A 14,246-nucleotide genomic window follows, 5' to 3' on the forward strand; every position below is an offset into this window, starting at 1 on the left:
TCAATTCGACGTCGGCACCAACACATTAGTACCTAAGTTAGAAAAGGGAATCCATTTACTCGCAACGTACCAGACTGCTCGAAACGTATTTCGATGCCATTTCGGTAACGAATGTCGGTCTCGATCGCGGTGTCGTATGCATCGGTGAAATAGTGGAAGCGCTGATTGGTCGACCCGACCCAGTTGCGCGAGCGCTCGGCCCTGGCTGCGACAAATGGACCATCAACGACGACATCACAGGCCGCGAGTAAGTCCTGTGCGCCGTCGGGCATTGCCTGCGCAGGTGAGTCAAGGACGTAGCCGGTGAACATCATGACCGTTATGCCGTTTGCCCGTACAGCTTGCGCCAGTAAGCTCAGCCCACGCGCCTGAATCAACGGTTCACCACCGAGAAGCGTGATGCCCTCGACACCCTGCCGATCCCGGGCTTCGAGGATTGCCGGAAGCAAGTGCAGTGCCGGGACTATCTCTCGCGGCACCAGCGGCAGGTAACTCTGGTTGCAGCAGTGCTTGCAGCGTAAGTGGCACCCCTGGGTCCAAATGGCGAAACGCCGTCCCGGACCTTCCATTTCCGTGCACGCGACCCAGGCTGCCAAGTTCAACATCGGTGTTTCCATCTGCTCAGTCCAGGAAGAACAGGAATTCGGGACCCGGGCGCTGGTGCACTTGCAGTACCTTGCCACGGGCGAAGTGCGGATCCACGCCCTGGTCGAACAAATATTCGGCAAGCGGGTCGAGCAGGTACTTTTCGAGTGCGGTCAGCACTCCGCGTCCACCGTTGCGCGACTCCACTTTGCTCGCGATTGCCGTCAAGGCCGCGGCTTCATCGACAAAATGCAATCCGACGACACCGTACTTTTCGTTGAGGCCACGACGCAGCGGCTCGAGTTTAGCACGCGCGATATTCACCAGGAAGTTGCTGCCCTTGATGAAGTTAAACGGCACGACGTTGTCGCCAATCCGGTTCAGTAACTCCGGACGCCTCATGTCTTCTACGAAATGACGACGCACGGCAGCGATAAATTGTTGCTGGATCTCTTCCGACGCACCATCGTCCGGAATCGTGGCAGCGCCTATATTCGACGTAAAAATGATCACCGACTCTGCAAACGACACCGTCTCGCCCTTGCCGTCGGTCAGGCGCCCGTCTTCCAGGATTTGCAGGAACTTGTCAAGGATGCGCGGATGGGCCTTCTCGATCTCGTCGAACAGCAGCACAGAGAAGGGACGGCGCTTGACGGCATTAGTCAGCTGGCCACCCTCCTCGTAGCCCACATACCCGGGCGGCGCGCCGACTAGGCGCTGGTCGCTGTGCTCGTGGTTGAACTCGGACATGTCGAAACGCACGCAGGCCTCGTCGTCCCCGAAAAGGAAACCAGCCAGCGCCTTCGCCAGTTCCGTTTTGCCAACACCAGTTGGTCCGACAAAGAATAGGATGCCCTTAGGCATGCGCTGCTTGCGCGAGTGTTGCAAACCGCTCATGCCTGTGAAGGCCCGAATAATCACTTGACGGACTTTGGCAACGGCCTGTGCCTGGCCGATCACGCGCTGGCCGATGAGATCGGTCAGCGACCGGAGCTTGTCACGACTCAGTTCTTCCCACGGGCTCCTGCGGTCGCCGAACTTGTACAGGTTGCACAGCGCTTCCGGTTTCAGGCGCTCCGGCGCCGTCTGTCGTGACAATTTGATCAACTGCTGCATGTCGCGCAACGTCAGGCCTTCGAGACTATCGATGAAATCGTTGAAGGCCGCCTGGCCCGGCACGAGGGGCTCGTCTAGGAACCATCGGTCCAGGTTGCGCCTGACAAACTCTTCACGCTGGGGGCGGGTCGGATGGGGCACCATGATCTCGGCCAGCGCCGGATTGCCGTGGATGTAAGACGGCGGCAAAGCCGCGCTGCGGGTGCACACAAAAACCAGCAAATCAGAAGGTCGGCCAAGGTTGTCGGTATCGATCTCGACTGGCACCGCGGTGGCCGTGGTCAACAACAGGAGCCATTGGCGCTCTGCCTCGCTCAACCCATTGGCGTTGCCAAACAAATATTGCGACCATTCGATAATAAACGCGGTGCGCTGACGCGTCGGGCGGCACATGCGTTGCTGGACCAGACGGAAAAAATCTAAGGGATCGACCGCTTTCGGCGCTGCCACGGCCACGGGCGCACCCATCTCGTACGTGCCTGCGCCAGACGGCCTGGCCGGCGCAGGTCCAGCTGCGTCGGCATACAAGGCTTGCTGCTGCTCGGCCGAAATGCCACGCATGCCGTCCGTACGATTCCACAGGACGATCTGGTCAAATCCGGCCTGACGTAGTGCCGCGCCCGCGAGGTCAGGTACACCGATGTATTGGCCCGATTGCGGATCGAGACTGATGTCGAGCGTGTTACCGTGCAAGACGACGGCGCGGCGAATGCCGGCCTGGCGCGTGAGGTTTTGCAGCCATAAAGGTACGTTGCGCTCGCTCATCGCTGCGCTTCTTGGTCGTCCAGCGGACGCGCGTCACGAGACAAGCGGTCCGGGTTATCCCACAACACCCGCTCGCTAGAGAGCGTGATTCCGTAAATATCGTGCAGCATTGGCAAAACCTGTTGTAAGTCCTGCTTGCAGGCGGCGCCCTCGTAGTGGTCGAATTTATAGACCAGCCCACCTTCGGCGCCAATCCTGAACTGGGCATGGCCGCCGGACGGCTTGCGCGCACTGACCACGACACTGCCGCCGCAGCCCTCCTCCAGGTACGGCTGGTCAACGGCAAAGCCGGCCTGCATCAGCGACTCGTACACTGCCCGTACCGCCGCGCGGCGCGATTCCTCGTCCACCACGGCCCGGTCGGCATCGGCCAGTGCGGCTTCGACGGCGGCATCGAAACCGGCATCGTCGTAGCTGAGGATTTGGTCGATGGCGGTTTGCAGACGCGTCTGTGCGCCAGCGACGGCTGTGACATCGGCCACGACGTCGGCGCGTACCGCGTCTTTTTGCGCGCTGAGTTGCACGCGCTTCCACTGGACTGAATCCGCCTCGGCCTGGGCGACAATCTGCGTCATGCGCGAGGTCAGTTTTGCATGGAAGCTTTCCAGTTGCGCGCCCTGCGCAACGCGCGCCTTGATTTCCGCTTCGATGCCTGCGGCGGCAACGTACGCGAAATCGCGCACCACCGGATCGGCAATCGACCGAAATGTCTGCTCCAGTACGGAGACAAGCTCGCTGCCAAGTTCCTGGCACCGCCGGGCCGCCTGCGCGTCGGCATGCTGACGCGCCTGGCGTGCCAAGCGCGGCAAGGCATGCACTTCGTTGCCAAGCGCGAGGCTGAGGGCACGTGCGCGTTCCGGGTCGCTCAACAGCAGTTGACGCAGTTCCGACACTTGGCGCGACAGCGACGCGAACTCCGCAGGGGTGGCCGTGTCGAGGCCCTGCCGGCGCAAATCGTCCAGCACGCTTTCGTAGCGCGTGACGAATTCCGCCGTCACTGCGCGGATACGGCTCAGGTGCTGGCGGCGGCGGTCTTCCTGGCGTTGGCGCCACTCATATTCGGCTGAATGACTCATGCGGCTTGTCCTTTTTTGTGTTGGCCGGGCTTGCCGCCCTGGCGTGGGGGCTGCGCGCGCGCTGCATGGCTGGCGCCAAAGCGATCGATCTTCACGGCGATAATCTTCATGCTCTCCGCCTTGGCAAACAGAATGGTATCGTCGGTGACAAGGCGCAGGTTTGGATGGTGGTATTTCATTGCAACCGACAGGATGCGGTTGTCGGGCGAGTCCTCGAAGTCGGCCGGCAGGCGCGCCAGGTCGCTCTCCTCGAAGCGCCGGCGCGCGGCTGGCATCTCGAGTAACAGCCGCACCGCCCGGTTGCACACCTGCGTCAGTGCGGGATCGCGCTTCTTGCGGTCAAGTTCGTCCAGCACGACCTGCGGCACGACCAGCAGGACATTCCCTGTCATTTTCAGGGGCAGTTCCGGCAGGTTGATCAGCGCGTTCGTGTCGGAGACAAACACGTAATCGAAATGACCCGACGCGTTGGCAGCGGCGCGCACAAGTTCCTCTTCCCACGCCTGCAGGCTGATGCGGCTTGCTTCCAGCGGGCTGGCCGGCTCCGGCACGTCGACCTGCGCCAGCCGGTACAAGCCGTCCAGAAGTTCGCGCCATTGCCCGATGGCGCCAATGCAGGCATCGCTTTTACGTTCGCGCAGGATTTTCTCCATGGTTTGCGGCGCCGGCGCCGTTACCGGAAACGGCGTACCGAGCAGGCGCCCAAGCGCCACGCCATCCCTCCACACGGCGCGCAACTGGCGCTCGAACGGATTCGGATTGCGCAGCGCGCGCTCCACCCCATCCAGACTCCCAAGTGCCAACAGTTCCGCCACCAGCGGCTTGCCATAACTGGCCGGGCTGTACGGGATGCAGTAATCCTTTGCGACCAGGCGGGCCTCGCCAGTCATCCCGTGCAGTGCCACGATACTGACGGCGGGATACGCAGCTTCCAGCAACTGCTCCAGCGCAGCGCGTGGCACGGGCGGCTCAAGTGCCTGCAGAGCAATGCGCCAGGTGGTCAGTTCGCCGGCCGCGTCGATGCGCCCGTGTTCGCGCAGCGCTTGCGCAAAGACGTCCTGCAACACAGTGCGGTCCAGAACCGCGGCGGCGCGGGGGTTGTGCCGCACCATCTCCACCATCCATGCCAGCACCACGTCTAAGCATGCCTTGCCACGATTTGCACCGCGCAGGCCGTGCAACAACACGGGCCAGGCCGTGGCTGCATCCAGCCTCAGTGCCGCACCGATCTGCGTGGCCTGGCGCGTTTCCAACAAAGAGTGCGCGAGCGCGGCATCGGCCACGGACTGGCTGCGTTGCACCTGCAACGCCACCGGTACCGCCACCGTTGCCCGGCCGATCTGTACCGCGACGCGGCACAGGCGCCAAGTATGGCCATCGACGACGACGCTACACTCGGATGCCAACATTGCCTGCCCGCTGACGATGATGTATTCGCCCTCCGCACCTAGCTCCGCCTCGGGGGGCTCGCTGGTGTCGGCATAGTGCACTCGCAAACCGCCGGCCGGAGCTTCCTCGATCCCGTCGAATAGATTGAGGGCAACATTGTCGAATGCCGCCTCGGGCGCGACTCCGAGCCGCTCGGCGAGCTGTGCCAGGCTAATGAAGCGCTCGCTGTCAGACGAGATGACCTGCTCCCAATCATCGAAATCGGCATAGGCCTCGCCGAACATAGCGGCCGCTAGCCGGCCTGTGATCTGTGGGTCTCTCTGGTCCTGCAAGTACTGGTGCACTGCCGGTCGCGCCGTCGAACACGCCAGGCGCGTACCCTCCAGTACTGCATCCACGCTGACTAGCTCCCAGCCTACCTCGGACCCGACTGACACCGTGACCGCCTCGATCTCCGTCTCGCCATCGCGATACCAAGAGGCGCTGACCAGGTCCACCCGAAAAGCGTCCATCGGGAACATGTCCTGATAAAAATCAGCTGGCAGCGCCAGCGCGGGCGCCTGTTTGATCAGCCGGTCCCAATGCTGCGCGTTGCGCACTTCCAGCGCGACCGGGTCCCAGCACCAGGCGAACTTGATAAGCTGGGGACGTCCCAACAGCTTGCCATTGCTGATCATTACCTGGCCTCGTTCAGTCAAAGCAAGATCGCCCAATACAATCGCACTGACATCGTCCAGGTTCCGCTTGCAAGTAAGCAGACGAATATCGGTGAGTTCCTGCAGCATTGGCGCCAGCCACAACGCCGGTTGCGGAATACACAGCATCTCGGTGAACATGTGCACGAGCGTACGCTCGCTATAGTGCGGCAAGCCGCCCAGTCTGACCAATATGTGGATGAGCGCGGCTTCAAGGGCGTTCGGCACGCGCGGCGTCGCATGTTGCACGGTGACGCTAAAGCGTTGCACGGGCACGCCCAAGTTCAGGCGAACGGTTCCGGTCATGGTTGCTTCCTTTTGTTGGATGGACGCCGGTCACGCGGCGCATGCGGTGCATGCGGCGTGCATGCCCCAGGAACAAGTTGCCTGTATGCATCGTGTTCGATGACCTGCATCGGGTGCAGGAAGCCGCCGCCGAGACTGATTTCGTCCAGTATCTGGCCATACACGTGTTTGGTGGTCTGCCCCTGGCGGTCAAGGTTCGGCAACGTTACTGGATAATTGCGGAACTTCTCGGCGGCACCGACGATCACCAGCAACTCCTGCGCCCGCGAAAAAGCCACGTTAATCCGTTCGAAGCGCGCCGTATTGGCCTTGCCGGATAGCCGGTGCGGCGGGTTACGCACAAGGCTAACCAGAATAATGGGCTTTTCCTTGCCTTGGTAGTTGTCGGCGGTATTGACCTCGACCTTGATCGCCTTGAATGCTTGAGCACCACGGGTGACTTTGCCCATCAAATCTTTGATGATACGGACCTGAAGGTTATAAAAACTGACCACGCCGACATCTTTTTTCGCGACGCCACCCACACCGTAACCCTGGGCGTGGCAGGCGCCATCTAGGTCGCGCAGCATCTTGACGATGAGCGCTGCCTCGGTATGGTTCGACTTGCCTCCGCTGAGGCTCTTCGACTCTAGGGCCGGCTCTCCCGCCGGCGTCAGACTCGAATCGACCCAAAGGACGTGCTGGTCCGGGGACAAATATGCTGCGCCACCAGGACCATCGAGCGTCAGCCCATGCAGCCGCACATCCTGCTTGCGCGTGCCAGGGAGCCGGCCGTCGGGGTCCGCCAGGCCGCACTTCAAGCGATTCTCGTAGAATTTATTGACGACATCCATAATCTGCGGATGCATTCGGTATTGCGTCAACAGGAAGGCCTTGAGTGATGGCGCGGCGTCTTCGAAATGCTGCTTGAACAGCGAGGCCGATACCAAGTGCTCGTAGCGTTTGATGTTCTCGGCCGTCAACGCCACTTCCTGCCGCTCCTGCGCGTCACCTTCAGCCGCCTGTTCTTCCATCTCCTCGAGCAACTCCTGTGCAGAGCCCCCTTCCTTGAATACCGGGGGCAACTGGCGGTGGTCGCCCACCAGCACTATCGCCCGCGCCATCGACATTGCCATCAACAGTTCGGGCGGCGTCGCCTTGCTAACCTCGTCGATGATCGCCACATCGAAACTGTGGTGGCCGGCATCGTTCAAGGTCCGGCGCGACTCATTGCAGGTCACCGCCACCACATTACAGTTCTGTTTGAACGTATCACCCAGATAGCCGCTCGCGACACCGGACGCGCTCTTCTGTAGGCTGGAGATCCATTCGTGCAAGATCGGCGCCCACTCGGTGCGCACGCTTTCATTCTGCTGCCGGGCTGCGATGCAACCAGCGAACGATTCCCGGGCCAGACGCAGTATGTCTTCGCACGTTTTCTGCGCCATGTCGCTTGAAACGGGCAGGTCAGGTACCATCCGGCGCAGGCGTGCCAGGACTGCCTCCAGATGCCGATGCCCGGTTTCGGCATCGAAATGGGCGTCGCGCAAATGGCGCTCTTCCTGTGCGACCTCACTTACCAATCCCGACAAATTCGCATCTCCCCCTGCTGCCTCAGCCGTCTTCTCGATCAAGCTTTGCGCATGTTCCAAGCATTGTGCCAGTAGCACCTGCGCAGCCGCAATTGCCGCCGCTCCACGCTCCAAACGGTTCGCAATCTGGGCAGGCGTCGCTGCCTTGTCGAACACATCCTGGCCGGGCCGGAACACGCGCGCGTACCAGTCCCGGTCCAAGCCACCGGACAATTCGAGCGCGCGTAGTTCGGCACTACAGGCATTCATGCGCGTTTGCAGGTCGGGCGCGCAGTCGCCGCTGGCAAAGCAGTGGATCAGGCGGGTCTTTTCTTCTTTCAACCAGTAGATCCGACGTTCCTGCTCTGCAGTCAGTAGCTGCCCGGATGTGTTTTGCGTCAGCCGCTGCATCTCGTTACGAATGCCGGGCACCATCTGAACCAGGCGAACGAGATGGCGGGCGAACAGGAACATATCCTGCGATTGCGCAGCCACGGCCAAAGGATCCAGCATGCCTAACGGTTGACCGGCAAGGACGCCTGCGCCATCGAGTAAGCGCCTTGCGTCGCTCAGTTGCGCATGCAAAGGCGCGCACAGCCATGGCGAAAGGCAGCCACTCCAAAGCGCATCGGTGTCATTCACGCAGCGCAGGAAATGGCGGGCGTCTTCCAGGAGGCCGTGCTCCTTCCGCGCATCTGCAAGGGACTGACGTGCCGTCGTCAGGGACCCGGCAGCTGTTGCCACGCGTTCGCTGGCTTTGCTACGGCCTTCTAAGACGACGGCCATGTCGTCTCTTAACAGCACCAGTTGGTCGACCTGCATGCGTAACTCCTGCATGCGCGCTTCGTCTGCATCCCAGGCGCCCACATATCGCTTTTGGCAAGCCGTTGCGACGGTTTTCCAATAGCTGGTCGCCGCGTTCGACTCCGCGAAAGGCTGAGTCTGATCAGCCTTGGTTCCCAGGCGGATGGCCCGGATGCTGGGCACATCGGACAGACGCTCTAGCGCGTTATCGACCGCCAAATTGGCCTGTGATGCCAGCAGCACCTTTTTCCCCCGACGCGTCAGTTGGTAGATCGCTTCGGCGATCATTGTGGTCTTCCCGCTTCCGGGCGGCCCCTGGATCAAGGAAATCTCGCGCGTATTCAACATCATCCGCACTGCCGCCTGCTGGTCGGCGTTCATACCCTCGCGCAGCCACCCGTCTGCGCCGATGTCGTCGTCTTCAGCGGGCGGCTGTGCCCGCCGAATATTGAACAAGTAGGCCGATAGAAATGGCGCCTGCCCCGGGTTGTCGCGCAATTCCTTGATCTCGCCCTGCTGGCGCTTGACCAGCGAGCGATCCCCTTCGGCATTGGTAGCGATGAAGCCCTGTTCGGGGACGCGCGCTTCCATGGTCTTACAGGCGTCTTCCACGCCGCGCTGTTCGCAGAGTTTCTCGAACTCAACTTTATCAAGGTCGGACAGGAGGTAGCGATACAGGTGCAACTCGGCCGCCGGCAACGCCTCCTGCAGTTCAAGCGGCAAAGCCTCGGCGTTGACAGCAGATGTCGGCGTACCATGCATCTCCCCCAGAGAGCAACGGGTACCGCGCTTCGTATCCGCCCACTTCAGTTCCCACAGCATTTCCGAGTGATCGAGCGAAAAGGCGCACAGATCGCGTTTTTTCAGTGATTTCTCGATCGACTTGCGTTTGGGCGAATCGTCCAGCACAGTGGTAAACGTCCAGGTACCGTCCATTTCCAGGGAGCGCGACACGTAGCGCGCGCCAGCAACTCCAGCATCAATGAGATTGCGTTTCCATTCGAGGTAGTCGCTCCACTCCTGGAGCTTGGTGCTGGTAACCTCCCCCATCGACAGCAACGAATCGAACCAAGTCGAAGCGAGCAGGTTATCTGCAGGATTGCGCGCCTGAATGCTGTCGCGCACAGGCACGACTGTGACTGTTTGTTCGAAATCGCGTGCATGGTGGTCATGCAGGCTGACCAAGCCGTTCACGCGCAGCATTTTCGCGCGCCGATCCACCCGTCCCCGTAATGCCAACACGATACCGTCGGGCCACGCGCCTTGATGACTCGGCAGAGATACTGCCGGGCGAAACATAAGTTGGTCCTCACCAAGCCTGGAAACAAGAAAATCGACCGGCCGCCGCTCGGGCAGCAATAGCGAAAATACGCCGTCAAGCATTTGCTCCACGGTGTCGCATCCGGGCATAAACCCGCCACGGCGGTACCGTTTTGCCAAAGCGCTCAGGCTCGCGTGCATGCTGTCACGGACATCTTTCCTGGCGCTGGGAGCATTGGTGCAGTCCCAGTACAGGAATTCTGCGCGCACTGGAATAGCGGCGTCACCCATCGAAAATTGCCTAAAAGAAAAAACTTATTATAAACAGGAAATCGGACCTCAAGACTATCCGTTTTTCACAAATTACAACCTGCGCTGCTTAAATAGCAATCTTGCAGATTTGCGTGGTTAAACGGCGGACAATCCAACCATTTTTATCGTAGATGCGGCACACCGCCGGTTCCGGAAGAATTGAAATACGCCCTGCGCGCCGCGTTCGACGGCCCCTTTTTCTGGCCGGAGAATTCGACAAGGCCAATGCGGAGCAGGCGCTAATCGAATACAGCACCGCAGCGCGTCGCGAGCCGGGCACACTTCGGCCCCTACTTGGTAGAAGCCAGCCGCGCGTAGGCGTGGAAGCGGTGGTATCCGCCAGCCAGAAGTCGACGCCGTCGAAAAACACCACCAGCGGCGGCGGCGGCGGCGGCATCGTGCCTTGGCGGATCGCATTGCTCTCCCGCCGAATAATTAGGCAAAAGTAGTCCAAGTATTACGCCGCCCCCCCGCTGGGTCAGTTTTCGGTCGGCGCCAACAATCAATCGTAAAATTTATTTCTGTATGTATCAAACACGTCTAAGAATCAGGTTAATGTTAGAGATAATCGCATTTAGGTCCAACCCGGTACCTTCGTGCTCTTCAGTCACAAGTAGCGTGCCTTCTCGTTCGTCGCCTTCCTGCGGCAGCGGTGGAGGCAGAATCCGTGCCCTGTGATACCCCGCTTCCTTTCGTTGCCAACGTTTCTTGTACTCGTCATTCGAGAGCATGCCATTGTGCTCCCAGTACCAGACCGTATCTGAATCGTCGTCTCGAATCGTAAAATCAGGGAAACGCTCAATTCCATCAAGCATTAACGGCTGCTCGTATTGGTACTTGATCCCCGCAGCTCTCAGCTTGTCCGCAATGATCCACTCTGATTTTGAACGCACCAGATCTCCGTTTTCGGTCAGGTAGATCAATTTTTCGTCAAGGAAAACAGATTTGTTGCGCACCTTTATTTCCACCGGAGAAGACGGTGCAAACAGGTTCGTCATGCGCCGGTTGATTTCTGACGCTGCCTCCTGGCTGTAATGCCTCATTTCCTTGAAGTCGCCCTGATGCAAGATGATGACTTTATTTTTTTGTCTTGTCAGAGCTGTGTACAGCATCTCGCGCGTCAGGTTACGGCACGGATTCGGGATCACCACGAAGGTGGTGCCGAACTCGCTACCCTGGGTCTTGTGCACCGTCAGGGCATAGGCCAACTCCAGAGGGGGCGTACCTTCCTGCGAATCAAATTCCCATGGTTTGTACTTATAAGAAAATCCAGGCTGCGAGGCCAACTCAACTTCGATTTCATACGGTTTCCATTTTTTGGCAGCAGTCTTCCGATGGCCTGTGACGATGCCTATATCGCCGTTGGCGACATAAGCATCATCCTTACTTGGATAAATTTCGCGCCGGCTACTATTGACGACGTTGATGACCTTGTCGCCATAGATGATCCCTTCAGAACCTGCTGGGCTAGGGATTTTTTTGTTCCATCCGGTCTGCGACGCAATGTTGAGGAAGGTCTTCCTGAAATGTTGCTGCAAGGCCCGGTTGATCGCCGTGACGCCGGCCTGATATTGTTTAACAGGGGACAGTATCTGCCAGGCTTCCGCCTTCTTTGATGCCCCCGGTCGATCTCCGTACTGGGTGTTAAAAAATACGGTTGATCCACCGTCGTATTCCGAATAAACGCCTCCGAGAGAGCATTCGAATGTTACCTCATCAGAAATTGATTTCAGCTTCAGTTCGGTTTTCAATTCACTCAGAAGTAATTGATGAAGCTGGTCCGGTTTGTTCCAGCGGACCAACTTCACGAAGTTCGATTGCCCCATTGCAACGGTATGCCATATTTCGTCTGCTCCCGCATCCAATGGGCGTCCGCTGAAGGCTTGCGCAAGCAGCACGTCATCACGCACAACGCCGTCTTCTGCGTCTTGACGCATCGTCACTGTCAGCTCAGCAAAACAGCTTGCAACACGGGTATGCAGACTTTCTATGTTCGCCGGTTTCAGGTAATTGACGATGTCGACGTACGGGCGACCGGCGCCTATCGGCGGCAACTGATTGGGATCACCCACGAGAACGAGCCGATCAACTTTTTCCACCGCATCCAGCACCGCCGCTAGTTGCTCTTCGGTGAGCATAGAACACTCATCAATAATGACTGTGGCATGCACAGCAGAAGTATCGGCCTTGTCGTTGACATAGTAGCGTCCAGTCTTTCCTTCGTAACGCTCCAGTCCATTTAAAAACTGCGCGACGGTTTTTGCCTGGCCAGCCATGCCGCTTGTCTGCTCCAGCCGGACGCGCGCCTTGCCGGTGGGTGCCAGCAACAGGATACCCCCACTCTTGACGCTGTCAATGCTACATAATGCCTTCAGCAGCGTGCTCTTGCCCGTGCCAGCAGCACCCATGAGCACTGAAACCCCAGATCTATAAAGCACTTCCAGGGCGGCAGATTTCTCTTTCCTGGCTTCAAGGTCGCGCTTGCCGGGCTTCGTTTTGGGGACGCATTCATCCCTGGTTGCATCAATCGCTGTATTAACCAGCATTGCCCAATTGTGCTCACCGGCTTTTGGCTTGCGGGTCTTGCGTTTGCTGATCTTGGTTCTGATCAGCGCGGAAGTTTTGACGTAACGATCCAGTTGGTAGGCCACAACGCCATCCTTGTCCTGGATAAGTTCAATTTTGAGTAACGGACAGTCTTCCATGATTGAAAGCGCATCCAGGTCTAGCGGGCATTCCGGCTGCAGCGCGCGGTCTCGAATGCGCTGCACCACCCAGTTGGCCATCAGATAAGTGTGCCCTTCGTTACACGCCGCCTCTTCCAGTGTAAGGATCATCGCCGCGCGTACACGACGTTGGTCAATTGCTTCACGCACGCGACTTGGTTCTGGCAGCGGGAAATCTGCGCGAATCGACTCAACCGGGAAAAGTCCACGGTCCACTATTTCGAAAGCAATAGGATCAGTTTGTAGCCGGTCGTCCTCGTACACAAGGTAGGGGTTCGCCAGGATTGCCGCATCATTGATGGCGATGTTCACCTTCTCGCGCTCAGTCGGCTGATACCAGCGCAAGGTTTGCGCATCAGTGAGGTTGAAGCGTGCCAACAGCATCAGCAGAGCACGACGTTCTTGCGGCAGCTTGTCCCATTTTTTGCGCATGGCGTCGCCAATGCCGTCGCGTAAATACTCCGGCAGGCTGTCCGGCTTCTTCAGAACGTCAGTCAAAGCTGGCCATGGATCAAATTTATCATCCCCCTGACTGACCAAATACCATGCAAGAAGATTGCCATGAGGAAATCCAAATGCATTCAGTGCGGCGCCCAGTCCGGGGAAGGCTCCGCGTACTCTCCATAGCCGGTTCAGCTCGGCATCGATCCATTCCAGATACTCGTTCCAAGGTGCGTCAGCCAAATGTTGGCGCATCGCCTTGATGGCTTTCTCGATGGCCAGCAGGGATGAGATGGCTCCATCATGTGCGAGGTGCTCGGTGCCGTAAGAGTAGCTGCCAAAGTATTCATTCGGTGCGAAAGCTGTACAGGCGGCAAGATCAATGGACTCGTCCGTTTCAGCGGCCAGCAGCAGCTGTTGGTATGGCAGCAGAAAGCCATCTCGCCCCTGAGGGCGGATCGAATGCTCAACATTCCGCTCCCATAGGTAGCCACTGATTTTGCCTGCAGGTCTGGGGCCACCAACATAGCGGTATTCGATCGGAGCACTTACCGATTTGACCCGGCCCACGCCAACGATCACGCGACGGGTATCTTCAACTAGCGGCGTGCGTTTGGCATAGAAGAACACCAACGATTCATTTGGCTTAGCAACACTGAAAAAGGTATCCAAGATAATGCTCTGGTTAGCCCCTTCCTGGACCCAGGTCTTGCTGTCTTTTTCCCAACCTTTGTTCAAGGTGAGATCCGGTTCACGCTCTGCCTGATACGCAATCTGCAGAGTGTCCTTTAGGCTACTTACCCCGTATTTATCATTTCCCTCTACCTTCTCGCGCAACATCCATCGAAACGGAATTCCCGCCGCAGAGTAGGGGCGGATTGTGTAAGGAGTATCAGTAAAATGGCCATGGGTGGTAGTGGCGCTTTCCGCGTAAGGGTGCTTCTTCTGCATTGACAGTGGAAACGCTGCCATGAAAGTACCATGTTCATCCACGCAGGGGGGAAGCTGTGCGCGCTCAAAATTCTCGATACTTTTTCCAGCGTGCAGGGTTTCAAATGCATCGTCGCGACCTGTAGCAATTCGCGGCAGCACCGTGCAACTCGTATTCGCACAGCACTGCTGGCAGATGCTGCCCTTCCAGCCTGAGTCGTGCCAAGGCACGCGAATAGTCAGATGTTGAACGGGCAGACTGCGGGCACCTTGAATCATGTTTTTCCTTAC

General features: G+C 58.7%; 6 protein-coding genes. All 6 read right to left on the reverse strand.

Features of this window, described 5'->3' with window-relative positions:
* Positions 1-32: 32 nt before the first annotated feature.
* The 6 genes from C8C92_RS24110 to C8C92_RS24135 all read right to left on the reverse strand — a co-directional run bounded on the left by C8C92_RS24110 (position 33) and on the right by C8C92_RS24135 (position 14,234).
* A complete protein-coding gene (locus C8C92_RS24110) occupies positions 33-617 on the reverse strand; it encodes a 4Fe-4S single cluster domain-containing protein (RefSeq protein WP_116745437.1) in 585 nt (194 codons plus the stop codon).
* A gap of 4 nt (positions 618-621) precedes the next feature.
* Positions 622-2,466: an AAA family ATPase gene (locus C8C92_RS24115; protein WP_116745438.1), complete on the reverse strand. Its 1,845-nt coding sequence runs from the start codon at positions 2,464-2,466 to the stop codon at positions 622-624.
* Positions 2,463-3,542 carry a hypothetical protein gene (locus tag C8C92_RS24120; RefSeq protein ID WP_116745439.1) on the reverse strand — a complete coding sequence of 360 codons (1,080 nt, stop codon included), beginning with the start codon at positions 3,540-3,542 and terminating at the stop codon, positions 2,463-2,465. Before C8C92_RS24120 ends, C8C92_RS24115 begins: the two co-directional genes overlap by 4 nt.
* Positions 3,539-5,932 carry a PIN domain-containing protein gene (locus C8C92_RS24125; RefSeq protein ID WP_116745440.1) on the reverse strand — a complete coding sequence of 798 codons (2,394 nt, stop codon included), beginning with the start codon at positions 5,930-5,932 and terminating at the stop codon, positions 3,539-3,541. The genes C8C92_RS24120 and C8C92_RS24125 overlap by 4 nt, the downstream gene beginning before the upstream one ends.
* Complete coding sequence (locus C8C92_RS24130; protein WP_116745441.1) at positions 5,929-9,837, reverse strand: DEAD/DEAH box helicase family protein; 3,909 nt, start codon at positions 9,835-9,837, stop codon at positions 5,929-5,931. Before C8C92_RS24130 ends, C8C92_RS24125 begins: the two co-directional genes overlap by 4 nt.
* 551 nt (positions 9,838-10,388) lie before the next feature.
* Positions 10,389-14,234 carry an AAA family ATPase gene (locus tag C8C92_RS24135; protein WP_243420343.1) on the reverse strand — a complete coding sequence of 1,282 codons (3,846 nt, stop codon included), beginning with the start codon at positions 14,232-14,234 and terminating at the stop codon, positions 10,389-10,391.
* Positions 14,235-14,246: the final 12 nt, after the last annotated feature.

The sequence above is a fragment of the Janthinobacterium sp. 78 genome, assembly GCF_003096775.1.
In the GTDB taxonomy this organism is placed as follows: domain Bacteria; phylum Pseudomonadota; class Gammaproteobacteria; order Burkholderiales; family Burkholderiaceae_D; genus Janthinobacterium; species Janthinobacterium tructae.